Genomic DNA, 22,347 nt, shown 5'->3' on the forward strand with positions numbered 1-22,347 from the left:
CTTCTCTTGGTGAAGGGCCCCGGACTCACGGCGCAGGGCCCCGAAGCCCTAGGCCGAAATCCCGATGCCAGGAGCTCGGGGTGGTTGAGAGCATGACACCCATGCTCGAAGCCGCCGAAACCACCCGCACACCCCGCCGCACCGCGCCTCCCACCTGGCTCGTCGTGGCGCTCACCTGCGCCGGTCAGTTCCTCGTCGTCCTGGACGTCTCCGTCGTCAACGTGGCGCTGCCCTCGATGCGGACCGGGCTGGAACTCGGCGAACAGGGCCTCCAGTGGGTCGTCAACGCCTACACCATCGCCTTCGCCGGGTTCATGCTGCTCGGCGGACGCGCCGGGGACCTCTACGGCCGCAAGCGGATGTTCCTCGTCGGGCTCGGCCTGTTCACCCTGGCCTCGGCGGCCGGCGGGCTGGCACAGGACGACTGGCAGCTGCTCGTGGCGCGGGCCGTGCAGGGACTGGGCGCGGCGGTGCTGGCGCCCTCGACGCTGACGATCCTCACGGCGTCGGTGCCGGAGGGCGCCGCGAGAGCCCGGGCCATAGGGACCTGGACTGCCGTCGGGGCCGGCGGCGGTGCGGCGGGCGGCCTGGTCGGCGGACTGCTGGTGGAGACGCTCTCCTGGCGCTGGGTGCTGCTCATCAACGTGCCCGTCGGCGCCGTGGTGCTGTGCGCCGCCGCCTGGTACCTCACCGAGGGCCGGGCCGGGGACGGCCGCCGCCTCGACCTGCCGGGCGCGCTGCTCGTGACCTCCGGCCTCGGCACGCTCGCCTACGGCATCTCCCAGACCGAGGCGGCGGGCTGGACGGCACGGGCCACGCTGCTCCCGCTGCTCGCCGGGCTGGTGCTGCTCGGGGCGTTCCTCGCGGTCGAGGCCCGCACGGCCAGCCCGCTGATGCCGCTCGGCCTGCTGCGCGTGCGCTCGGTCTCCTCGGCCAACGTCTCGATGCTGCTGAGCGGGTCGGCGATGTTCTGCATGTGGTTCTTCATGACCCTCTACGCGCAGAACGTCCTCGGCTACACCCCGCTCGACGCCGGCCTCGCCCTGGTGCCGAGCTCCCTCGCCGTCATCCTCGGCTCCAAGCTCGCACCCCGCCTGATGCGACCGGTCGGCGCGCGGGGCGTCGCCGTGCTGGGCACCCTGGTCGCCGTGACCGGCTTCGCCTGGCAGTCCACGATGACCGCCGACGGCTCCTACGCCATGGCGATCCTCGTCCCCGGCGTCCTCATGATGCTCGGCGCGGGCCTGGCGGCGACCCCCCTGGCCTCCGTGGCCACCTCCGGGGCGGCCCCCGAGGAGGCGGGCCTGGTCTCCGGCCTCGTCAACACGTCCCGCACGATGGGCGGTTCCCTCGGCCTCGCCGTCCTGTCCACCCTCGCGGCCTCCGCCTCGGCGGGCAGCACGACACCGCGGGCCCTGACGGAGGGCTACGCCCTCGCGTTCCGGGTGGGTGCGGGGGTGCTGGTGGCCGGAGCGGTGCTGATGTGGGTGTGGCTGCCGAGGACGGCGGGGGAGCGGCGGGCCGCCTGAGAGGCTTCGGCAGGGCGGGCCGCCTGAGCGTGCGTCGGTACGGCGGGCCGTCTGACGGTGGTGCGGCGTGGTGGGTGGGCGGGAGCGGCGGGCCGTCTGAGAAAGTGCGGTACGCGTGGCCCGGGAATGGGTTCTGACGGGCCGGCAGGGGTGCTCCGCCGTCCTTTCGGGCCGGGGACGGGTCCACCCGTACCAGGGCGCCTACCCGTCCCGCGGCGGCCCGCCCGCGGCTCTTCGCCGAACCCCGGAAAGCTGCCCTGACCTGGTCTTTCAGCCCCTCTCGGCCTACCGTCGACGGACGCGGAAGGGGGACCGGATGGACCGGGACATACGCACCGTCGACGACGTACTCACCCTGCTCGACGGCCTGTTCGCACCCGAGGCCGATCGCTGGACCGGGCGCGGTGCCGACTGGTGGGACGACTTCTACACCGACCGCTCCCGGCCGGTGCCGTTCTTCGTGGCACGGCCGGACGAAAACCTCGTGTCCGCCGTGGAGCGGGGGCTGCTCGGCGGCGGACGGGCCCTCGACCTGGGCTGCGGGCCCGGGCGCAACGCGCTGTACCTGGCGGAGCGGGGCTTCGACGTCGACGCGGTCGACCTCTCCGCGACAGCCGTCGACTGGGCCCGGGAACGGGCCCGCGCGACGGGGACCGAGAACGTGCGGTTCCTTCGCGGGGACGCCTTCGCGCTCGCCGGCAGCGCCCTCACCGGCCCGTACGACCTCGTCTACGACTCCGGCTGCTTCCACCACCTGCCGCCGCACCGCCGGGTCAGCTACCTCGCCCTCCTGGAGCAACTCCTGGCATCTGGCGGCCACTTCGGCCTCACGTGCTTCGCCGCCGGGGACGGAGGCGTGGGGTCGGAGCTGTCCGACACCGACTTCTACCGCGAGGGGGCCGGACTGCGGGGCGGACTCGCCTACCCGCCCGAGGCGTTGCGCGGGATCTTCTCCGGCCTGACCGAACTGGAGCTGCGACGGATGCGCGACGAGCCGGAAGACTCCGAGCGCTTCGGGAAGTCCTTCCTCTGGACGGCGCTGTTCCGGCGGGCGTGACGAGGACATCGCTCTCGCGGATGTCGTCCTCCATCCCCAGCAGCAGCGCCGGCGCGCCGCGCATCATCCCCTGGTCCTCCGCGAGCGGCACGCGGACGGTGCGGGCGGTCATGGGACCGGGGTGGGGCGGGCCGGGTCGTCCAGCAACGAGGTCAGGGTCCGGACGAAGGACGCCGCCGAGTGGTCCGCGTGGTCGCGGATGCGCGCCGCGACCGTCTCGGCGCCGCCGCCCTCCAGGAGCCGTACCAGCCGGTCGAGGTCCTGCCCGTGGCCCTCCTGGGTGGTCAGGTAGAAGTCCGTCGCGTCGTACGCCATGTGGAAGACGTGCTTCTTCACATCGCTCAGCGTCAGGTAGTCGTCGTGCGTCTTGGGCGTCGGCTCGGGCGCACCCACGCACACCGCCGGGGTGCCCGCGCCCCAGGAGTTGACCGCCAGGTGGTAGGTGTCCGTGACGACCAGCCGGTAGCGGGGCAGGACCCCGACCAGGTCGCCGACGGTGGGGCTGCCCGGGCGGGCCGCGATGTGCCGCACCGCCTCGGGCACCTCACGGTCGAACCACGGCAGCCACTCCAGCGGTACGCCCAGACGGTCGGACAGGCTCTGGCAGAAGCCGGGCAGCCAGTCGGGGATCGGCGTGCGGGCCCCCAGGAAGACGCCGATCGCACCGCCGTCGGGGACCGACCGGGACCAGTCGGTGACCGGGAGGTGGTCGAGGTCGCCGGGGCGGGAGAGCAGCGCCGCGTCCGAACCGAAGTGGTCGGTCGTACGGTCCCCGCGCAGATTCGCGATCTTCGCCGCCGAGAGCGGATCGCGCACCCACATCCGGTGACTGCGGGTCACCAGGCGGGAGAACAGCGGGCCGTACTCCTTGTCCTCGTAGTCGGACTGGGTGTTGTGCAGGATCGTGCCGCCGTAGCTGACGGTCCGCGCGAGCAGCTCGTCCGGCTGGTCCGCGAACAGCAGGGCGCGGTTCAGCTGCGCCCGGGCGTCGTCCCGGTCCGTGGCGAAGCCGAAGTCGAGCAGGCGGTTCGTCGCGTCCTGCGCGAGGTAGTGGCGGGTGTGCAGGAAGTCGCCCCAGAAGACGACCGCGTCATGGTCCCGGAGCGTGTCGAGATGCTCGGCCAGCGGGTGGAAGCGGAACGGGAACTCGATGCCGCGCGCACCCTCGCGCAGCGGCACGGTGTCCGGCGTGTGCAGGGTGTACCAGGTGGCGTCGAACGCGGTGTCCGTCCGCCGCCGCAGGGACTCGAACGCCAGGTCCACGGTCAGCATGCCCGTGTTGCGGTACCCGATGTTCGGCGCGGTGATGACGGCGACGCGTCCCATGTGCTCCCGTTCCCCCGGCCGTTGCCGGTCCTCTACGTGTAGGTCGCGCGGATCACCGGCCAACGTACACGTCCGCGTCCAAGGGTTCGCCGTGCGGCCCTGGAAGAGGTCGCCGGGCCGATCGGGAACAACCGATCTGACACAGTGTCAGGAGCCTTCACAAGTGCCGGGGCCTCGGCTATACAGAGGGCGCAGGACTGGAACGCGTTTCAGTTCGCGTCCCGGTCCGGCAGCAGACGGCCTCGGTGCGGCCGACGGTGCGGACGGCCGTACCGAGGTCCTTCCTCCGGCGATCAGGAGCCCCATGCCCATCGACGCAGCCACGGCGCTCGCCGCCGGACCCCGGACCGGCGAGATCTCCTGGGACCACAGGGACGTGCAGCTCTACCACCTCGGCATCGGCGCGGGCAGCCCCGCCACCGACCCCGACGAACTGCGCTACACCCTGGAGTCCCGGCTGCACGTCCTGCCGAGCTTCGCCACCGTCGCGGGCGGCGGAAAGCCCGGCGTGACCAGCGGCCTGTCCATGCCCGGCATCGAGGTCGAACTGGCCCGCGTCCTGCACGGCGGCCAGAGCCTCGTCATCCACCGGCCCCTCCCGGCGGCCGGCACCGCCACCGCGACCAACCGGCTCGCGGCCGTCTACGACAAGGGCTCGGCCGCCGTCCTCGTACTGCGCACCGACGTCGCCGACGCCGACGGCCCGCTGTGGACCAACGACGCCCAGATCTTCATCCGCGGCGAGGGCGGCTGGGGCGGCGACCGCGGCCCCTCCACCCGCCTCGAACCGCCCACCGGCGAACCCGACCGCACCGTCGAGCGACCGGTCCGCGACGACCAGGCCCTGCTGTACCGCCTCTCCGGCGACTGGAACCCGCTGCACGCCGACCCGGAGTTCGCCAAGCTCGCCGGATTCGAGCGGCCCATCCTGCACGGCCTGTGCACCTACGGCATCACGCTCAAGGCGGTCGTCGACACGCTCCTCGGCGGTGACGTCACCCGCGTGCGGTCCTACGCCACCCGGTTCGCCGGGGTCGTGTACCCGGGGGAGACCCTGCGGATCCGCATGTGGCACGAGCCGGAGTCCACCCGGGTCGCCGTCAGCGCCGCCGAACGCTCGGACGCGCCCGTCCTCGCCGACACCATCGTCGAACACACCTGAGTCCCGAACGCCGTACGAGGGGAGCCCGCACCATGCGCGCAGCCGTACTGCACGAGATCGGCCAGGACAAGCTGGAGGTCCTCGACGACGTCGAGGCGGTGGGGTTCGGACCCGGAAAGGTGCGGATCCGGGTGCGCGCCACGGGGCTGTGCCACTCGGACCTGTCCGCGATGAGCGGGGTGCTGCCGCAGCCCGCGCCGTTCGTGCCCGGGCACGAGGGCGCGGGCGAGATCCTCGAAGTCGGCGAGGGCGTACGCCACGTGAAGACCGGGGACCGGGTCGTGGTGTGCTGGCTGCCCGCCTGCGGCGCCTGCCCCGCCTGCAAACGCGGCCAGACCCAGCTGTGCCTGGCCGGGTTCATGAACGCGGGCACCCCCAACTTCAAGCGCCCCGGCGGGGACGTCTTCGGCTTCGCCGGCACCGGCACCTTCACCGAGGAGGTCGTCGTCGACGCCGGCTGCGCGGTGCCGATACCCGACGACGTGCCCTTCGACATCGCCGCCCTCATCGGCTGCGGGGTGACGACCGGCCTCGGTGCCGCGCTCAACACCGCCGATGTGCGGGCCGGTTCGTCGGTGGCCGTCATCGGCTGCGGAGGCGTCGGCATCTCCGCGATACAGGGGGCCCGGCTGAAGGGCGCCGCGGAGATCGTCGCCGTCGACCCGGTGGCCTCGCGCCGCGAGGCGGCACTGAGGTTCGGCGCGTCGCGCGCCGTCTCCCCGGAGGAACTGCCCGACGCCAAGCAGCAGGTGACCGGCGGCGAGGGCTTCGACTACGTCTTCGAGGTCGTCGGCAGGTCCGCCACCGCCCGCACCGCCTACGACAGCACCCGCCGCGGCGGCACCCTCGTCGTCGTCGGTGCGGGCGCCATGGACGACTTCCTCCAGCTCAACATGTTCGAGCTGTTCTTCGACGAGAAGCGCGTCCTGCCGTCGATGTACGGCGGCGGTGACGTGCTGACCTCCTACGAGCGGACCATAGCCCTGTGGCGGGCCGGCCGGATCGACCTCGCGGGCCTGATCACCCACCGGGTGCCGCTCACCGAGATCAACGAGGCCCTGGACCAGATGCGCACCGGGACCGCCCTGCGCACGTGCATCGAGCTGTGAGGACACCCGCCATGCCGCTGCCGCTCCAGGGGCTGTCCGCGATCGTCACGGGCGCGGGCCGCGGGCTCGGCCGGGCCGAGGCGCTGGAACTCGCCCGGCTCGGCGCCGCCGTCGTCGTCAACGACTACGGACAGCCCGGCCGCGACGGCTCCGGCGAGGCGTCCGCGGGCCCCGCCGAGGAGGTCGCCGCCGAGATCCGGGCCGCGGGCGGCACCGCGCTCGCGCACACCGGCGACGTCTCCGGCTTCGACCAGGCGCGCACGCTCGTGGAGTCGGCCGTCGACGCGTTCGGCAGGCTCGACATCCTCGTCAACAACGCGGGCATCCTGCGCGACCGCATGGTGTTCTCCATGGCCGAGGAGGAGTGGGACTCCGTCCTGCGCGTGCACCTGAAGGGCCACTTCAACACCACCCGGTTCGCCGCCGCGCACTGGCGGGAGCGGTCCAAGCGGGCCGGGGAGCCGGTGTTCGGGCGGATCGTGAACACCTCCTCGGAGGCCTTCCTCGCCGGTTCCGCCGGGCAGCCCAACTACGCCGCCGCCAAGGGCGGGATCGTCGGCCTCACCACCTCCACCGCCCTCGCCCTGGCCCGCTACGGCGTCACGGCCAACGCCATCTGCCCCCGCGCCCGGACCCGGATGACCGAGGACGTCTTCGCGGGCGTCCAGCCCCCCGGCAGCGGCCTCGACCCGCTCGCCCCCGAGCACGTCGCCCCGCTCGTCGGCTATCTGGCCTCCCCCGCGGCCGCCCACGTCAACGGGCAGCTCCTCGTGGTGCACGGCGGGATGGTCGCCGTCGTCGAACGCCCGCGGGTCGCCGCCAAGTTCGACAGCAAGCAGGACGCCTTCACGTACGACGAACTGGAGGCCGTCCTCGGCCCGTACTACGCGGAGCGGCCGGGCGGACAGACGTTCGCGGCGGCGGAGGTGCTGGGCCTGAAACGCGGGTGAGCGATGTCGTGGACGGTGAGGGCCGCCGGAAGCACGGAACGGCCCTCCCCGCTTGTGGCGGGAAGGGCCGTTCGCCGTCTGGTGACCGGCGTGCCGTCAGGCCGCGGTCACGGCCTGCTCGGTCTCCGCCACCGGCTTGCGGTGACGTCCGCGCGGAGCCGTCTCGCCGTCCTGCGTGGAGACCTCACCACGGTGCCGGCCATGGCCGGTGGAGGACTGCGGGACGTCGGCGGTACGCGGCTGGTGCGTGCTGGCGTCGCTCATCGGATGGAATTCACCCCGTCAACATGATCTTTTTTTCAGCCGGGTGAGTCTAACCGGCACCCCTGACCCCGGATCCAGACAGCCACGCCGACCGGCACTAGTTCGTTACAAGGCGTCCCAACGGCGCTTCCTGGAGGGGCACGGGGCGGGGAGCGGTAGGGGCCGGAGGCCCGGCGGGCTGAACGGTTGGTTCCGCGGGGTGTACGGGGTGTTCAGCGGCCGGGAGTGCGGGCGCGGGCTGGGGCGCGGGCTCGGTCTGGGGGTCGGGCTGGGGGAGCGGCGCTGTCGCCGTAGCCGAAGCCGAAGCGGTAAGCGTCGAAGTCGCTGCCGTCGCCGTCGCCGTTGCCGTCCCCGTCGTCGGCTCCGGTTCGGCGGCCGGTGGTGGGGCCACCTGTGCCACTCCGCACGGCACGGCCTCCGTCGCGTACGGCAGCCGCAGCACACCCTCCGGCGTCCACAGCCCCGCACCCGCCAACCACCCCTCCGGCGCCCGCAGATGGTGCACCCGCCGCTCGGCGGGCCGCCAGACGCCGACCCAGCTGCCCGCCGGTCCGTCCACCCGCAGCGCCACCGCACAGCTCTCCGGCGTCAGCACCTGCCCCGGCTGGATCGCGAACGGCGTGACCGAGCAGTCCGGCACCCGCAGGCACTCCGGGAAGCGCACCGGCAGCGAGCTGCCCAGGACGCCCCAGCCCAGCCGGCCCCGCCCCGGCGAGGGCGCGTCCGAGCGGACGATCAGCAGCCCGCTGTCGTGGTCGGCGAGCAGCAGCCGGTCGTCGCTCTCGGCGGTGATCTGCAGCAGCGGCGACACCTCGCCACCGCCCTCCAGGTCCACCACGACGGCCTTGGTACGACCGCCGGCCTCCCGGTCCAGGGCCAGCAGCCGCGCCGACCGGTCCAGCCAGACCCCGCCCGAGCAGCGGCCGGGCAGTTCCGCCAGTCGCTCGGGGCCGAAGGCGCCGCCCGCCACCAGCCAGACCGACGTCGTACGCGGCCCGACGGCCAGGGCGTAGGCCCGCTCCCCGCCCGGGGCGGGTGGCAGCAGCCGCAGCCGGGCGGCCCTGTCCGGGCACTCGACCGCGCCCAGCGGCAGTTCGCCGGTGCCCGGTCCGGTCGGGTAGAGCAGCGAGAAGGCGTGCCGCCCGGCCACCACCCGGTGGATGAGGACCCGCCCGTCGGCCATCGGCTGCACCTCGGTGCCGGGCTCCTCCGGCTGGTTGCGGGGCAACGGCACCGCGTAGGGCTCGGGGCCGTCCAGGGTCCAGCGCTCCGGGAACCAGGAGTCGCCGGCCGACGCGAGGCGGGCACCGTAGGCACCGTCCGCGGTGAGCGTGCAGCCTGTCGGCGCGGACACGTCCTCGTCCTCGTGTCCCGCCGAAGGTTCGACGTGTCCCGTCGACGGTTCGATCACACAGGCCGTCATCGTTCGGTCACCTCCAGTGACGAACGCTAGGTATCGCACGCGCGGACGGGGAATTCCCTGGGCGCAGGCTTCACACATAAGGGTGTTCCAGGAACGATTCGCCTGAGGAAAAGGGGGCGATTGTGCTGAGCGGGGCCATGGGTGCCGGGAGCGGGCGGTGGCGGTGCAACGCCACAGATCAGGCGGGTAGCCTTGCTCCCGTGCCCCGTCTGTCTGAAGTCATCGCCGCGCTGGAGACCCTGTGGCCCGCCGAGCGGGCCGAGTCCTGGGACGCGGTCGGCACGGTCGCGGGCGACCCGGACCAGCAGGTCACACGGGTCCTGTTCGCCGTCGACCCGGTCCAGGAGATCGTCGACGAGGCGGTGAAACTGGGCGCCGACCTGCTCGTCACCCACCACCCGCTTTACCTGCGCGGCACGACCACGGTCGCGGCGACGCACTTCAAGGGCCGTGTCGTGCACACCCTCATCAAGAACGACATCGCCCTGCACGTCGCCCACACCAACGCCGACACCGCCGACCCGGGTGTCTCCGACGCCCTCGCGGGCGCGCTGGACCTGCGGGTCACCGGGCCGCTGGTGCCCGACCCCACCGACCCCGCGGGCCGCCGGGGCCTCGGCCGCCTCTGCGCGCTGGACCACCCGGTGACCGTGCGCGAGTTCGCCGCCCGCGCCGCCGAGCGGCTGCCCGCCACCGCGCAGGGCATCCGCGTCGCCGGCGACCCCGAGGCGCTCGTGCGCACGGTCGCCGTCAGCGGCGGCTCCGGCGACAGCCTCTTCGACCAGGTCCGCGCGGCCGGGGTCGACGCGTTCCTCACGGCCGACCTGCGCCACCACCCGGCGTCGGAGTTCACGGCGGCTGTCGCCCCCCGCCCCCTCGCGCTGCTCGACGCGGCGCACTGGGCCACCGAGTGGCCCTGGTGCGAGCTGGCCGCGAGCCAGCTCGACGAGATCTCCGACCGGCACGGATGGGACCTGCGCGTCCACGTCTCGAAGACGGTCACCGACCCCTGGACCGCGCACGCGGCCTCGCCCCCTTCTGAACCCCTTGGAGCCCCGAACTGAACGCCGCGCCCGCCGACCAGATCCGACTCCTCGACGTCCAGGATCTCGATGTCCGCCTCCAGCAGCTCGCGCACAAGCGCAAGTCGCTGCCCGAGCACGCCGAGATCGAGTCGCTGACCAAGGACCACACCCAGCTGCGCGACCTGCTCGTGGCCGCGCAGACCGAGGAGAGCGACACCGCCCGCGAGCAGACCAAGGCCGAGCAGGACGTGGACCAGGTGCGCCAGCGCGCCACCCGCGACCAGCAGCGCCTCGACTCCGGCGCCGTCACCTCCCCCAAGGACCTGGAGAACCTCCAGCGCGAGATCGCCTCCCTCGCCAAGCGGCAGGGCGATCTGGAGGACGTGGTGCTGGAGGTCATGGAGCGCCGCGAGTCCGCGCAGGAGCGGGTCGCCGAGCTGACCGAGCGCGTCACCTCCGTCCAGTCGAAGATCGACGACGCGACCGCGCGCCGCGACGCCGCGTTCGAGCAGATCGACGGTGAGGTCGCCACGGTCACCAAGGAGCGCGAGGTCGTCGCCGCCTCCATCCCGGCCGACCTGCTGAAGCTCTACGACAAGCTGCGCGGGCAGCAGGGCGGCGTCGGCGCGGCGAAGCTGTACGCGCGCAGCTGCCAGGGCTGCCGGCAGGAGCTGGCCATCACCGAGCTGGCCGAGATCCGCAAGGCCGCGCCCGACACGGTGATCCGCTGCGAGAACTGCCGGCGCATCCTGGTGCGTACGTCCGAGTCCGGCCTCTAGGGCCTGTTGTTTGGATCAGGTCGCAGGGAGTCGGCGGTGCTGGTCAACGCCGGTGAGCGGGGCCTGGTGCGGGTAGCTGCAAGGCGGAGGAGGGAGTCGATGCGGAGCATCGGCGAGTGACGACAACGCGGCAGATGCGCGTGCCAGGCCCCGCGTCCGCGGGCTGATCCAAACGACAGGCCCTAGCCCTTCAAGGAGCCCATCCGGTGCGGGAGTTCATCGTCGAGGCCGACGGCGGCTCGCGGGGCAACCCCGGGCCCGCCGGCTACGGGGCCGTGGTCAGCGACGCGGCGACGGGGGAGACGCTGCGGGAGACCGCCGAGTACATCGGCGTCGCCACGAACAACGTCGCCGAGTACCGCGGCCTGCTCGCCGGGCTGCGCGCCGCGCGTGAACTGGACCCGGACGCCACGGTCCACGTCCGGATGGACTCCAAGCTCGTCGTCGAGCAGATGTCGGGCCGCTGGAAGATCAAGCACCCCGACATGAAGCCCCTGGCCACCGAGGCGACCCGGATCTTCCCACCCGGCCGCGTCACCTACGAGTGGATCCCGAGGGCCCAGAACAAACACGCGGACCGCCTGGCCAACGAGGCGATGGACGCGGGGGCCCGGGGCGAGCGGTGGTCGGAAGCGGAGTCCACGGCGGAGGTGGACGCGTCGGCCGGGGGCGTCGGGGGCGGTGGGGGTGTTGTCCCGCCGGAGCCGCCCGGTGACGCGGCGGCGGGTGCGGCTCGGGTGCGCGGAGCCCTGGCGGAAGGCCGCGCGCAGGCCGCGGCGGCGGTTGGCTCGGGCCCGGATGTAGCGCGGGCCTCGACGGAATCCGGCCGGGGCGTCCCGGCCGCGGCGGGCTCCGGCTCCGCGACGGACGCCGCCGATGCGCGTGCCGCGCGGGCCGTCGAGGGTGCGCGTGCCCCGCAGGTCGACGCCGACGACGACACGCGTGCCGCGGCGGCCGGCTCGGGCCGGGAGGTCACGCAGACCGACGCCGATGACGACACCCGTGCCGCGAAGGCCAACACAGACGCCCAGGCCGCCGAGGCCGGGGCTGACACCGATGCCCGGGCCGCCGAGGCCGGGGCTGACACCGATGCCCAGGCCGCCGAGGTCGGAGCCGACACCCGTGCCGCTCAAGCCGCGAAGGGCGGCGGGGGCACTCGTGCCGCTCAAGCCGCGAAGGGCAGCGGGGGCACTCGTGCCGCTCAAGCCGCGAAGGGCGGCGGGGACACTCGTGCCGCTCAAGCTGCGAAGGGCGGTGCCGACGCCCATGTCACGCAAGCCGCGGAGGCCGACGGCGACGCCCTCACCGTCAAAGCCGACTCCGACGCCCGGGCCGCCAGAACCGTCTCCGCTCCCGGGTGGGCCCCCGCCGACATGGGCGCACCCGTCACCTTCGTGTTGCTGCGGCACGGTGAGACGCCGTTGACGCCGCAGAAGCGGTTCTCGGGGAGTGGTGGCACCGACCCCTCGCTGTCCGACGTGGGGCGGGAGCAGGCCGAGCGGGCCGCCGTGATGCTGGCCCGGCGGGGGACGATCCAGGCCGTCGTGTCGTCGCCGCTGGCCCGTACGCGCGAGACCGCCGGGATCGTCGCCGCCCGGCTCGGACTGGACGTCGGCATCGACGACGGGCTGCGCGAGACCGACTTCGGCGCCTGGGAGGGACTCACCTTCGCCGAGGTGCGCGAGCGCCACCCCGACGACCTGAACGCCTGGCTGTCCTCACCCGACGCCGAACCCACCGGCGGCGGCGAGAGCTTCGCGGCGACGGCCGCCCGGCTCGCCGCCACCCGCGACGAACTGGTCGCGGCCCACGCCGGTCGCACGGTCCTGCTCGTCACCCACGTGACCCCGATCAAGACGCTGGTCCGGCTCGCCCTGGGCGCCCCGCCGGAGTCTCTGTTCCGCATGGAACTGTCGGCCGCGTCCCTGTCGGTCGTCGCGTACTACGCCGACGGCAACGCCAGCGTCCGCCTCCTCAACGACACGTCCCACCTGCGCTGAGCCCCGCCGCCGCCCGGGCCAGCTCCTCGACCCGCCCCCAGTCGCGAGCGGCGACCGCGTCCGGCGGCAGCATCCAGCTCCCGCCCACGCAACCGACGTTGGGCAGGGCCAGATAGTCCGGCGCGGAGTCCGGGCCGATCCCGCCCGTCGGGCAGAAACGGGCCTGCGGCAACGGCCCCGACAGCGACTTCAGATACGCCGTGCCGCCCGCCGCCTGCGCGGGGAAGAACTTCATCTCCCGCACCCCGCGCTCCAGCAGCGCCACGACCTCGGACGCCGTCGACACCCCCGGCAGGAACGGCACACCGGAGCCCCGCATCGCCTCCAGCAGCACGTCCGTCCAGCCCGGACTGACCAGGAAACGGGAACCCGCGGCCACCGCCTCCGCGACCTGCCCGGGACGGATCACCGTCCCCGCCCCGACCACCGCCCCGGGCACCTCCCGGGCGATCTCCCGGATCGCCTCCAGGGCCGCGGGCGTCCGCAACGTCACCTCGATCGCGGGCAGCCCGCCCGCGACCAGCGCCCGCGCCAGCGGTACGGCGTCGGCGGCATCCTCGATGACGACGACCGGGACGACGGGCGCGAGGTCCAGCACGGAGGCGGGCGGGGCAGGGGAGACCATGGCGTCATCCTGCCGTCGGCGTGCGGAGTGCGCAAAGGGCATTGCGCACTCCGCAACGCCGCTAGTGAACCTCGTCCACCAGCACGTCGAGCGACCAGCTCTGCCCCGCCTTCGCGGGCGCCTGCGCCTCCACGACGTATCCGAGATCCCCGAGCGCCTCCACCAGCTCGGCCGGCCCCTTCGGCTCGGCCCCCGAGGTCAGCAGGCTGCGTACGATCCGCCCCTTGGTCGCCTTGTTGAAGTGGCTGACCACCTTCCGCGTGGGCGCGTGCAGCACCCGCACCGACGCCGTACGCCCCGCGACCTCACCCTTCGGCTTCCAGGCGGTGGCATACGCGGCGGACCGCAGATCCAGCACCAGCCCCCTCCCGGCCACCTCCGGCAGCACCGCCGCCATCGGCGTACGCCAATGCGCGCCCAGCGCCCCGAGCCCCGGCAGCTTCACACCCATCGAGCACCGGTAGGACGGAATCCGGTCCGTCACCCGCACGGCACCCCACAGCCCGGAGAACACCAGCAGCGACCGCGCGGCCCGCCGCTTGGCGGCCGTGTCCAGCGACGCCAGCCCCAGGGAGTCGTAGAGCACACCGGTGTAGATCTCCCCGGCCGGCCGCGCCCCCGCAGTCCGCAGCTCCGCGTTCTTCCCGACCTCGCCCCGCAGCCCCTCGCTCAGCCCCAGCACCTCACGCGCCTTGTCCTCGTCCCCGGCGCACAGCTCGGCCAACTCGCTGAGAACGGCCTCCCGGGCAGCGGTCAGCCCCGGCAGCGAAAGCGACTCCACCTTCAGCGGGGCACCGCGCCCGGAAGAGGCCTTGCCTTCGGACGGCGGCAGCAGCACAAGCACGCGAACTCCTTCGATCGAACTCCGCCGACAGCGTACGGCGCCGACCAAGCCCCTCAGCAGCGCGCCCGACCGACAGCACGGACCAGACCGTCGGGGTCGTCGGCGTGGAAGCGCACGACCCGCACCTCCCGGCTCCGCCCGAGGAAGCCGACGTGCGTGACGGGTTCCGACAGCTCCAGTGTCACGCTGGTCTGCGAGCCGACCTCCACATCCAGCTCCCCGTCGGCCCGCTCGTGCGCCATCCGCAGCTCACGCCGCACCGAGGCGATCCGCTCCAGCGGCACCAGCAGGTCGACGTGGACGTACCGCCGTATCCGCAGCGAGCCGCCGTCCGCATCCAGCACATGCGGACGCACGACGGACGAGGCGTGCAGCCCGACGACTATGACGACGCCGTACACGTCCAGAAACAGGAACACCGCGTGCACGGCCGGCCAGTTCCACAGCAGCACGGACAGCGCGACCGTCTCGACGACACACACGAACGCGAACCCGGCCATCATCGCGCCCTGCCCGCGCGCGTACCCGAAGGCCCGTCCGCCTTTTGTCCCGTGCGTCCGCCGCGCCACCCAGAGAACAAGACTCACCAGCACCCGCACCTCGTGCCGGATCAGCAGCCACATCGGCAGCCACGCGCCCTTCATCGCCGCTCCTCGGCGAGGATCCGCAGCGCGCGGCGGACGGCCTCCGCCTGGGCCGGGGCGAGATCGTCGTAGAAGGCCCGCAGGAAACCGTCGTCCGGGTCGAGCTCCCCGGCCGCCTCCGGGAACAGCCCCGGCGGAATGCAGCCGGCGAGCGCCACGGCGGCCTCCTCGACGCGCGGGTCACCGGGCTCGGCACCGATGAGCGCGTCGAGCAGCGCGTACGCCTCCCCGGCCCGCGCCACGGCCCCCGGACTGCCCAGCGCCTCACCCATCGACGCCACCAGCCGCTCCCGGTCCCCGGCCGGCATGGCGGTCTCCAGAAAGGCGATGATCTCGCGGTCCTTCACGGCCATGGGCGAGTCCGACAGATGCGAGGTCCCGGCGAACAACGCGGCCAGCTCCGGCGACACCGGCCCCTCGGCGGGCACCCCGCCCTCCGCGTCCAGCAGGGCCCGCAGCCGCGCCCGCCGCTCGCGCAGCGCCGCCTCCTGACGCGCCAGATCGTCGTCCAGCTCGGTCAGCACCTCGACGAGGTCCTTCCCCGCATCGTCCGCGAGCACGTCCCGCACCTCGGCGAGCCCCAGCCCCAGCTCGGTCAGCCGCCGGATCCGCGCCAGCACGACGGCGTGCCGCAACCCGTACTCCCGATACCCGTTGGCCCGCCGCTCGGGCTCGGGCAACAGCCCCAGATGGTGGTAATGCCGCACGGCCCGCGTGGTGACGCCCACGACGGCGGCGAGTTCTCCGATCCGCATACGACCAGTGAAGACGTTGACGCTGCGGCAAGGTCAAGCGAGCGGCTCGGTGCCTGACGGCGGCGTTGATCGTGTGCCACGATCGAGGGAAGCGATCCCGATCTCACGGACAGGTGATCAGCCGATGTCCCAATCTGGCGAGCGACAGAAGGAGGGGCGTGACATGACTGCCATGGCCCACGAGCCGCTCTCGCAGGCAGACGTCCTGCTGGAGGGCTTCCTCGCCCTGGACACGCCGGAGGGTTTCCGGGCAGAGCTGATCGAGGGGGAGATCGTTGTGACGCCGCCGCCGGACGGGGATCACGAGGACTACATCGGACTGATCGTGAACCAGGTGATCAGACGTTCCCGGACCGCCATGCAGTTCTCAGGCAACAAGGGGTTGAAACTGCGCAGCGGAGGCGGCTGCCCGAAGAACCATGTGATCCCTGACGGCACGTTCGCTCCCATGGAACTGCGCCTGTACCGGGGGGCCGACCCCTGGATGCCCTGCGACGGCGTCGCCATGGTCATGGAGGTGACCTCCAGCAAGCCTCAGGCCGACCGCGAGGCCAAACGCCGTTGCTATGCCCGCGCGGGCATCCCGCTCTACCTGCTCGTCGACCGGGACACGGCGCAGGTCACGGTGTTCAGCGAGCCGAAGGACGACGACTACCGCGAGCACTGCGCCCGGCCCGTCGGCAAGCCCATCGCTCTTCCGGAACCGTTCGCCTTCGACCTGGACACGGCCGACCTCCTCTGATCCCCTGTGAGCGGGGGTGCGATATGGGGATGAGAGAACGGACCAGCTGGACCAGAGCGCGACTGGGGCGTTGCGGGCCGCAGCTGGATCTGCTCACCGCTCACTTCGACAGCCACGTCTACGCGCCCCACGCCCATGACGAGTTCACCGTCGGCGTCACGGTCGGCGGGTCGGAGGTCATCGCCTACCGGGGCGGGCACATCCACTCCTACCCGGGCTCGATCGTCGTCCTGGAGCCCGGCGAGATGCACACCGGCGGCCCGGCCGCCTGCGACGGCTACGCCTACCAGGCCCTCTACGCCGGCCCGGCCCTGCTCGCCGACGGCACCCTCGGCGGCCTCCCGCACTTCCGCGACCCCGTCCTCGACGACCCGGAACTGGCGGCGGCCCTGCGCGCCGCCCACACCGACATCAGTGCCTGCCCCGACCCGCTGGAGGCCGAGTCCCGGCTGCCCTGGCTGCTCACGGCACTGGCCCGCCGGCACTCCACGGCCCGGGCGGCGAACGACATCGTCCCCGGCGCCGGTCACATCGCCAGGTCCGTACGCGACCGCCTCGCCGACGAACTGCTGGACCCCCCGTCCCTGGCCGCCCTCGCCACGGACCTGGGCCTGTCCCGCTACCAACTGCTCCGCGCCTTCCGCACGACGATGGGCGTACCGCCGTACGCCTGGCTGGCCCAGCACCGGGTGGCCAGGGCCCGCGGCCTGCTGGAAGCCGGACTGCGCCCCGCCGAGGTCGCCGGGCTCGTCGGTTTCGCCGACCAGGCGCACCTCACCCGCTGGTTCCGCCGGGTGCTGGGGGTGACCCCGGCGGCGTACCGCAACAGCGTTCAAGACACCACGGGGTGACCCGGCCAGACTCGTCGCATGACTGCACGCGGCTGGTTTCTGTTCTCCCTCATGGGAGTGATCTGGGGCGTCCCCTACTTGATGATCAAGGTGGCGGTGGACGAACTGTCCCCGTCCATGGTGGTGTTCGCACGCTGCGCGCTCGGCGCCGCGCTGCTGCTTCCCTTCGCCCTGCGCCAGGGCGGTTTCGGCCGTACCGTCCAGGCCCACTGGAAGCCGATGCTGGCCTTCGCCGTCATCGAGATCGTCGGCCCCTGGTGGACGCTGACCGACGCCGAACGCCGTCTGTCCAGCTCGACCGCGGGACTCTTGATCGCGGGAGTGCCGATCGTCGCCGTACTCCTGGCCCGCTTCTTCGGCGCGCAGGAGCGGGTTGGCGCCCGCCGCGTCGCGGGCCTGGCCCTCGGCCTCGCGGGAGTCACCGTCCTGACCCTGCCGCACCTCACCGGCGGCGACGCCCTGTCGATGGCCGAGGTGCTGGTGACGGTCGTCGGCTATGCCACGGCCCCGCTGATAGCGGCCCGGTACCTCAAGGACGTCCCGACGCTGCAGCTGATCACCCCGTGCCTCACGCTCGCCGCCGTGGTCTACGCCCCCGCGGCCTTCCTGACCAGGCCCGCCACCATGCCGTCGGGGGAGGTCCTGGCCGCTCTCGCCGGCCTCGGCGTCGTCTGCACGGCGATCGCGTTCGTGGCCTTCCTGGAGCTGATCAAGGAGGTCGGCCCGACCAGGGCCGGCGTGATCACGTACGTCAACCCGGCGGTGGCGGTCGCCGCGGGCGCGCTGTTCCTGGACGAGAAGCTGACCCTCGGCATCGGCGTCGCCTTCACCCTGATCCTGGCGGGCTCGGTGCTGGCCACGGCGGCCGCGGCGCCGAAGCGGGACGTCCGCCGGGTACGGGTACCATGGTCGACACGGCAGACGAGCCGGGCGGACGGCCGCGTGGAGTCCCCCTGACGGGGAGCTTCCCGAGGAACGTCCGGGCTCCACAGGGCAGGGTGGTGGCTAACGGCCACCCGGGGTGACCCGCGGGACAGTGCCACAGAAAACAAACCGCCGAAGATCTCGGTCTTCGGTAAGGGTGAAACGGTGGTGTAAGAGACCACCAGTGCCTGAGGTGACTCAGGCAGCTAGGTAAACCCCACCCGGAGCAAGGTCAAGAGGAGACACCTCGGTGTCTCTGCGCGGACGATCGAGGGCTGCCCGCCCGAGTCCGCGGGTAGACCGCACGAGGCCGGTGGCAACGCCGGTCCTAGATGGATGGCCGTCACCCCGACGACCGCGAGGTCCCGGGGTACAGAACCCGGCGTACAGCTCGGCTCGTCTGCCGCTACCTGCGGCTTTGCCTGGGAAAGGGCCTCTGATCTGGGACGGAGGCCCTTTCCGGTCTTCGGGGGCTTGCCGCGTTACGCGGCGGAAAGTCCCTCGGAAGTCCCTCAGACAGGGCTGAAAGTCCCTGGAGCGGATGTCCGGGCAATGTGCCTCGCACGTTCGGCACTACTCCTCTGATTCAGGTTCCAACTGCCATTTATCGGCAAGGCGCCCGGCGGGGTCCCGCCCGTAGCGCAGGAGCACGTCGGCTTCATCGCCGAGGAGTCCGAGCCTCAGGGCAGGGAACCAACCACTGCGCAAGCTGACGCCGGCATCGGCAGCACGCCAGAACCAGGCAAGTGCTTCCTCCTTTCGACCTGCGATGGCCAATTGACCGGCTGCCACCTGGAGCGCGTCGGTATCGCCCTTGACGGCTGCTCGTTCGTACCAGGGGAGCGCATCGTCCAGACGATCCGCCATCACCAGCCGGTCGGCCGCCCATCGAAGCACCGCATCGCTCCCATCGGCTGCTGCACGCTCGAACCACAGCTGCGCTTCGAGGAAGCGTGCCGCGTGCCATAGTTCGTGCGCGGCCTTCCGTACCGCATTGCTGTCCCCATGGGTGGCTGCTCGTTCGTACCAGGGGAGGGCGTCGTCCAGACGATCTGCCATCACCAACTGGTCGGCCGCCCAACGGAGCGCCGCGGTGTTCCCGTTGTCGGCTGCCAGATTCGCCCAGGTAAGAGCCTCGTCCAGACGGCCGGCCGCGGCGAGCAGTCTTGCCGCTGATTCCAATGCATCCGGTCCGCAGGTTGCGGATGCGCGCTCCAACCAGTTCTCAGCTGCCTTCCAACGGCCCACGGACGCGAGCGCACTGGCTGCCCAGTGGAGCGCGGCGTCGTCACCGCCCTCGGTTGCGCGTTCGAACCACGCCAACGCCTGGTTCAGATGGCCCGCCTCGAACAGCCGGGCGGCTGCCCAGCGGAGAGCGTCGGCGTCTCCGGCTGCTGCTGCGCGTTCGAACCACGGCAGCGCCTCGTCCAGACGACCGGCCTCTACCAGTTGGTCGCCCGCCATGAGAAGCGCATCTTCGTCGCCGAATTCAGCTGCCCGCTCGTACCAGGGGAGTGCTTCGTCGAGACGGCCATCGTCGACCAGCTGGTCGGCGAGCGCGGACAGGGCATGGCCATCGCTCGCGCGGGTCTCGCCCGCTTCGGCTGCACGCCCGTACCAGGCGAGGGCCTCATCAAGACGTCCCTCGTCCGCCAGTCGATCACCCGCCGGAAGGAGTGCCCGTGCGTCGCCGTGATCGGCGGCGCGTTGGAACCACACCAGAGCCTCTTCCAGGCGTCCCTCCCTCGCTAACCGGTTGCCGGCCCAGCGCAGAGCCTCCGCGTCGCCGCACTCGGCGGCCCGCTCGAAGCACACCAGCGCTTCATCCCAACGTGCCGCGTCGGCCAGCCGGTCTCCGGCCAGGCGGAGATGACGCGGCCCCGATCGAGTGGCGGCGCGGTCATACCAAGAAAGGGCGTCACTCAGACGCCCAGCGTCAGCCAGCCGATCACCTGCTGCGTGAAGTGCCGCGACATCACCTGCGTCGGCTGCCCGCTCGTACCAGACCAGCGCCTCGTCCAGGAGTCCAGCCTCGGCGAGTTGATCGCCCACACGACGCATGGCCTCCTCATCGCCGAGACCGGCTGCCCGTTCCAGCCAGGCCAGGGCCTCGTCTGCTCGGCCTGTCGTCACCAATTGGTGCGCTGCCCAGCGAAGAGCTCCTGAGTCACCGGCGTGGGCTGCACGCTCATACCACAGCAGAGCCTCGTCCAGACGGTTGGCGTCCACTAGACGGTCGCCCGCCACCAGCAGCGCATCGCTGTCGCCAGCATCGGCCGCACACTGGTAGCGGACGAGAGCCTGATCCAGATGATCCGCTTCGACCATGCGGTCGGCCGCCCAGCGGTACGCGCTCGGTGTCCGTTGTGCTGCGGCGGTCCGGGCGTACCAGACCACGGCTTCGTCACGATACCCGGCCCTGGCCAGGTCTGTTGCCGCCCATCGAAGCGGCTTGGAACGCCCATCTGCGGCAGCTCGCTCGTACCACGTCAGTGCCTCCTCCGGACGCCCCGCAGCCAGAAGGTGGCCACCAGCCGTCAGGAGTGCGTAGTCAACTCCTCCTGCCGCCGCGCTTTCGAACCGCACCAGTGCCTCGTCCAGACGCCCTGCCTCCGCAAGCTGGTCGCCCGCATCCAGGAGAGCCTCTGCGTCACCGGCAGCAGCGGCACGTTCGTACCAGCTCAGGGCCTCGTCGGGGCGCCCCGCCTCTGCCAGACGGTGGCCCGCGACGCGGAGAGCAAAAGCGTTCCCTTCAGCCGTGGCACGCTCGTACCAAGGCAAAGCCTCGTCCAGTCGCTCCATCTCTGTCAGCGCCTGGGCCAATTCCCCGTAGGCGCCGGCTTTGACCCACAAGTGGCAAGCACTCTCTGCGAAACCTCGAGCCGCCGCAGCTGATCCGAGGGCGCGGGCGCCTTCGGTGTCGCAGTGGTGCAAGGCTGCTTGCCAGAACAGCGGGGGCACACGTTCCAGGCGGCGTTCAGCTCGACCGTGGTCTTCGAGAAAGTCAGCGAGTCGATACGTCTGTCCGTGCGCGGGACTCATCGACCTAGTGGAGCCGCGCGGGCGCCTTTGCGGGTGCAGGGGGCCGCGTGCTCCCTTGATCGGATTGGTGAGCTGGTTCAGTGCCTGCTCGAGCCAGTTATCCGGCAGAAGCTCCCACTCGCTGTCGGTCAGGTATCCCTCGGCCGCGGCGGCGAGGAAGGGCAGCGGGAGGCTGATCGGGTGGCCGAGCCTGCGAGCGTCGATCGCGGCATCGAGGAGAGCCCTGGCGCCAGGGGGTGCGGCGGTGTAGATGTCGATCAGTTCGAACGCGGCAGCCAGATACTGGGTGATCATCCCGTCTTGAGCTGAGGCAGCCGCCGCCGCAAGACGTGGGTCAGGTGACTGTCTGAGTTCGTCGACCTCGGAAGGGGAGAAGGCCGACGGGACGTGGATGGCTCGTCCGGCGAGGAGGACACGTGCTTGGGTGTGCGGGTCCGGGAGCCCGGGAGACGGTGTGGTGCGCAAGTCGTTGAAGTAGCCAGGACCGGGCCAGATGGTGCCAAGGACAAGGACCGGAGCCCTCGTGGCATCCGACAGGAGTGTGCGCAGGCCGGCGGCAATGGACTCGCCGTGCTCGTGGTGCAGCAAGTAGTGGTGGGCTTCGTTGAGCCAGACCACGGTCTTGGGGCCCACTTGGTCGAGCGCGGTCAGCGCGGCCTTGGGCCGTTCCGGATCTATGGGGTGCCACAACCTCCAGTCCTGAGGCAGGTGTCGGAGGGCTTCGAAGCACGCCCTGGTCTTGCCCGCTGACGACGTACCCACGAGCATGGCGAGTCGACTGACACCTTGAGCAGCTTCAGCGACCAATCGGCGCAGCTCGGTGTCATGGTCGCGTTCGACATAGGTGGTCAGGCCGCTGGTGCCCCGCAGAGTGATCGCTCGATGAACTTCGAGATCGTATGGGTCGATGTCGGTGATGGGGCGGCCGAGCGGCTCGGCGAGTTGTGCTCGGGTCCACAACGAGGCCGCTTCGCCGACGGCTTGCTCCGTGTCGCCTCCGGCCATCTGTGTCAGCACCGTGACGAGTGCTATGACGTCCGCCTGCTTCCCGGCCGTCGTAGCCTCGCCGATCAGACGGTTGATCGTGTCTCGGGACGGGCAGGCGCGCAACGCTTCGTCCTCGGCCACGCTCAGCGCCATGTCGTCGAGGGTGGGTGCGCCAGCCGCCACGTACGCCCCGTAAATCAGGTTCTTCAAGGTGCGCAGGGGGCCGGGTGCCACAGCAGGCCGTGAGATGAGCCGCTTGCCGCTCCCGGGTCTTGCAGCCTTCTCCTGGCGGTGCCCCGCCCTCACCCC

18 protein-coding genes, 1 other RNA gene and 2 pseudogenes are annotated in these 22,347 nt (G+C 72.0%); 13 read left to right on the forward strand and 8 right to left on the reverse strand.

Features of this window, described 5'->3' with window-relative positions:
• Positions 1 to 92: 92 nt before the first annotated feature.
• Positions 93 to 1,529 (forward strand): DHA2 family efflux MFS transporter permease subunit, encoded by a 1,437-nt coding sequence (locus ACFZDE_RS08725; protein ID WP_391198580.1) that lies wholly within the window; start codon positions 93 to 95, stop codon positions 1,527 to 1,529.
• A gap of 316 nt (positions 1,530 to 1,845) precedes the next feature.
• Positions 1,846 to 2,586, forward strand: coding sequence for a methyltransferase domain-containing protein (locus ACFZDE_RS08730; RefSeq protein WP_391198583.1), 741 nt, complete (start codon positions 1,846 to 1,848; stop codon positions 2,584 to 2,586).
• Positions 2,587 to 2,694: 108 nt separating this feature from the next.
• Here the strand turns inward: ACFZDE_RS08730 and ACFZDE_RS08735 are convergent, their stop codons facing one another.
• Positions 2,695 to 3,912: a polysaccharide pyruvyl transferase family protein gene (locus tag ACFZDE_RS08735; RefSeq protein WP_391198585.1), complete on the reverse strand. Its 1,218-nt coding sequence runs from the start codon at positions 3,910 to 3,912 to the stop codon at positions 2,695 to 2,697.
• A gap of 304 nt (positions 3,913 to 4,216) precedes the next feature.
• Here ACFZDE_RS08735 and ACFZDE_RS08740 point away from each other — a divergent pair, with 304 nt between their 5' ends.
• Genes ACFZDE_RS08740 through ACFZDE_RS08750 form a run of 3 tightly spaced genes read left to right on the forward strand, consistent with a single transcriptional unit; the run spans position 4,217 to position 7,133 of the window.
• Positions 4,217 to 5,074 (forward strand): MaoC/PaaZ C-terminal domain-containing protein, encoded by an 858-nt coding sequence (locus tag ACFZDE_RS08740; RefSeq protein ID WP_391198589.1) that lies wholly within the window; start codon positions 4,217 to 4,219, stop codon positions 5,072 to 5,074.
• Between the two features lie 32 nt (positions 5,075 to 5,106).
• A complete protein-coding gene (locus tag ACFZDE_RS08745) occupies positions 5,107 to 6,183 on the forward strand; it encodes an alcohol dehydrogenase catalytic domain-containing protein (RefSeq protein ID WP_391198592.1) in 1,077 nt (358 codons plus the stop codon).
• 11 nt (positions 6,184 to 6,194) lie between these two features.
• A complete protein-coding gene (locus ACFZDE_RS08750; RefSeq protein ID WP_391198594.1) occupies positions 6,195 to 7,133 on the forward strand; it encodes a 3-oxoacyl-ACP reductase in 939 nt (312 codons plus the stop codon).
• Between the two features lie 96 nt (positions 7,134 to 7,229).
• On the opposite strand, the gene ACFZDE_RS08755 is transcribed toward ACFZDE_RS08750, so the two are convergent.
• Entirely contained in the window at positions 7,230 to 7,397 is a 168-nt protein-coding gene (locus ACFZDE_RS08755) for a hypothetical protein (RefSeq protein ID WP_390997484.1), read from the reverse strand.
• 97 nt (positions 7,398 to 7,494) lie between these two features.
• Entirely contained in the window at positions 7,495 to 8,820 is a 1,326-nt protein-coding gene (locus ACFZDE_RS08760) for a hypothetical protein (RefSeq protein ID WP_391198596.1), read from the reverse strand.
• A gap of 200 nt (positions 8,821 to 9,020) precedes the next feature.
• Here ACFZDE_RS08760 and ACFZDE_RS08765 point away from each other — a divergent pair, with 200 nt between their 5' ends.
• The 4 genes and pseudogenes from ACFZDE_RS08765 to ACFZDE_RS08780 all read left to right on the forward strand — a co-directional run bounded on the left by ACFZDE_RS08765 (position 9,021) and on the right by ACFZDE_RS08780 (position 12,624).
• On the forward strand, positions 9,021 to 9,884 hold the full coding sequence (locus ACFZDE_RS08765) for a Nif3-like dinuclear metal center hexameric protein (protein ID WP_391198599.1): 864 nt from the start codon (positions 9,021 to 9,023) through the stop codon (positions 9,882 to 9,884).
• Positions 9,881 to 10,624 carry a C4-type zinc ribbon domain-containing protein gene (locus ACFZDE_RS08770; RefSeq protein ID WP_391198933.1) on the forward strand — a complete coding sequence of 248 codons (744 nt, stop codon included), beginning with the start codon at positions 9,881 to 9,883 and terminating at the stop codon, positions 10,622 to 10,624. The genes ACFZDE_RS08765 and ACFZDE_RS08770 overlap by 4 nt, the downstream gene beginning before the upstream one ends.
• A gap of 275 nt (positions 10,625 to 10,899) precedes the next feature.
• Positions 10,900 to 11,163: pseudogene (locus tag ACFZDE_RS08775) on the forward strand (reverse transcriptase-like protein); the annotation flags it as partial.
• 57 nt (positions 11,164 to 11,220) lie between these two features.
• Positions 11,221 to 12,624, forward strand: a complete 1,404-nt coding sequence (locus ACFZDE_RS08780) for a histidine phosphatase family protein (protein WP_391198936.1) — start codon at positions 11,221 to 11,223, stop codon at positions 12,622 to 12,624.
• Here ACFZDE_RS08780 and ACFZDE_RS08785 read toward each other — a convergent pair.
• From ACFZDE_RS08785 to ACFZDE_RS08800, 4 genes are all read right to left on the reverse strand, one after another.
• Positions 12,599 to 13,249, reverse strand: a complete 651-nt coding sequence (locus tag ACFZDE_RS08785) for a bifunctional 4-hydroxy-2-oxoglutarate aldolase/2-dehydro-3-deoxy-phosphogluconate aldolase (protein WP_391198602.1) — start codon at positions 13,247 to 13,249, stop codon at positions 12,599 to 12,601. The genes ACFZDE_RS08780 and ACFZDE_RS08785 overlap by 26 nt on opposite strands.
• Positions 13,250 to 13,310: 61 nt before the next feature.
• On the reverse strand, positions 13,311 to 14,093 hold the full coding sequence (gene yaaA, locus ACFZDE_RS08790) for a peroxide stress protein YaaA (RefSeq protein WP_391198604.1): 783 nt from the start codon (positions 14,091 to 14,093) through the stop codon (positions 13,311 to 13,313).
• A gap of 53 nt (positions 14,094 to 14,146) precedes the next feature.
• Entirely contained in the window at positions 14,147 to 14,737 is a 591-nt protein-coding gene (locus tag ACFZDE_RS08795) for a hypothetical protein (RefSeq protein WP_391198607.1), read from the reverse strand.
• The gene (locus ACFZDE_RS08800) at positions 14,734 to 15,492 is read right to left on the reverse strand and encodes a MerR family transcriptional regulator (protein ID WP_391198610.1); all 759 of its coding nucleotides are present in this window, start codon (positions 15,490 to 15,492) and stop codon (positions 14,734 to 14,736) included. Before ACFZDE_RS08800 ends, ACFZDE_RS08795 begins: the two co-directional genes overlap by 4 nt.
• A 172-nt stretch (positions 15,493 to 15,664) precedes the next feature.
• Between ACFZDE_RS08800 and ACFZDE_RS08805 the strand changes: the two genes are divergently transcribed.
• The 4 genes and pseudogenes from ACFZDE_RS08805 to rnpB all read left to right on the forward strand — a co-directional run bounded on the left by ACFZDE_RS08805 (position 15,665) and on the right by rnpB (position 18,412).
• Positions 15,665 to 16,234: a Uma2 family endonuclease gene (locus ACFZDE_RS08805; protein WP_391198938.1), complete on the forward strand. Its 570-nt coding sequence runs from the start codon at positions 15,665 to 15,667 to the stop codon at positions 16,232 to 16,234.
• A 29-nt stretch (positions 16,235 to 16,263) separates the two neighbouring features.
• The gene (locus tag ACFZDE_RS08810) at positions 16,264 to 17,085 is read left to right on the forward strand and encodes an AraC family ligand binding domain-containing protein (protein ID WP_391198612.1); all 822 of its coding nucleotides are present in this window, start codon (positions 16,264 to 16,266) and stop codon (positions 17,083 to 17,085) included.
• 81 nt (positions 17,086 to 17,166) lie between these two features.
• Positions 17,167 to 17,883 (forward strand): annotated as a pseudogene (locus ACFZDE_RS08815) (DMT family transporter); the annotation flags it as partial.
• Positions 17,884 to 18,007: 124 nt separating this feature from the next.
• Positions 18,008 to 18,412: RNase P RNA component class A (gene rnpB, locus ACFZDE_RS08820), an RNA gene on the forward strand.
• 170 nt (positions 18,413 to 18,582) lie between these two features.
• Here the strand turns inward: rnpB and ACFZDE_RS08825 are convergent.
• On the reverse strand, positions 18,583 to 22,248 hold the full coding sequence (locus ACFZDE_RS08825; protein ID WP_391198614.1) for a hypothetical protein: 3,666 nt from the start codon (positions 22,246 to 22,248) through the stop codon (positions 18,583 to 18,585).
• Positions 22,249 to 22,347 lie beyond the last annotated feature (99 nt).

It is taken from the genome of Streptomyces sp. NPDC007929, assembly GCF_042959065.1.
GTDB lineage: Bacteria > Actinomycetota > Actinomycetes > Streptomycetales > Streptomycetaceae > Streptomyces.

Bases quoted from the DNA above. Each gene is read 5' to 3' on its own strand.
- ACFZDE_RS08795 (WP_391198607.1), bottom strand. From the start codon at position 14,737: ATGAAGGGCGCGTGGCTGCCGATGTGGCTGCTGATCCGGCACGAGGTG.
- ACFZDE_RS08780 (WP_391198936.1), top strand. From the start codon at position 11,221: ATGGACGCGGGGGCCCGGGGCGAGCGGTGGTCGGAAGCGGAGTCCACG.
- ACFZDE_RS08735 (WP_391198585.1), bottom strand. From the start codon at position 3,912: ATGGGACGCGTCGCCGTCATCACCGCGCCGAACATCGGGTACCGCAAC.
- ACFZDE_RS08740 (WP_391198589.1), top strand. From the start codon at position 4,217: ATGCCCATCGACGCAGCCACGGCGCTCGCCGCCGGACCCCGGACCGGC.
- ACFZDE_RS08785 (WP_391198602.1), bottom strand. From the start codon at position 13,249: ATGGTCTCCCCTGCCCCGCCCGCCTCCGTGCTGGACCTCGCGCCCGTC.
- ACFZDE_RS08725 (WP_391198580.1), top strand. From the start codon at position 93: ATGACACCCATGCTCGAAGCCGCCGAAACCACCCGCACACCCCGCCGC.
- ACFZDE_RS08800 (WP_391198610.1), bottom strand. From the start codon at position 15,492: ATGCGGATCGGAGAACTCGCCGCCGTCGTGGGCGTCACCACGCGGGCC.
- ACFZDE_RS08730 (WP_391198583.1), top strand. From the start codon at position 1,846: ATGGACCGGGACATACGCACCGTCGACGACGTACTCACCCTGCTCGAC.
- ACFZDE_RS08805 (WP_391198938.1), top strand. From the start codon at position 15,665: ATGGCCCACGAGCCGCTCTCGCAGGCAGACGTCCTGCTGGAGGGCTTC.
- ACFZDE_RS08810 (WP_391198612.1), top strand. From the start codon at position 16,264: ATGAGAGAACGGACCAGCTGGACCAGAGCGCGACTGGGGCGTTGCGGG.
- ACFZDE_RS08760 (WP_391198596.1), bottom strand. From the start codon at position 8,820: ATGACGGCCTGTGTGATCGAACCGTCGACGGGACACGTCGAACCTTCG.
- ACFZDE_RS08755 (WP_390997484.1), bottom strand. From the start codon at position 7,397: ATGAGCGACGCCAGCACGCACCAGCCGCGTACCGCCGACGTCCCGCAG.
- ACFZDE_RS08745 (WP_391198592.1), top strand. From the start codon at position 5,107: ATGCGCGCAGCCGTACTGCACGAGATCGGCCAGGACAAGCTGGAGGTC.
- ACFZDE_RS08750 (WP_391198594.1), top strand. From the start codon at position 6,195: ATGCCGCTGCCGCTCCAGGGGCTGTCCGCGATCGTCACGGGCGCGGGC.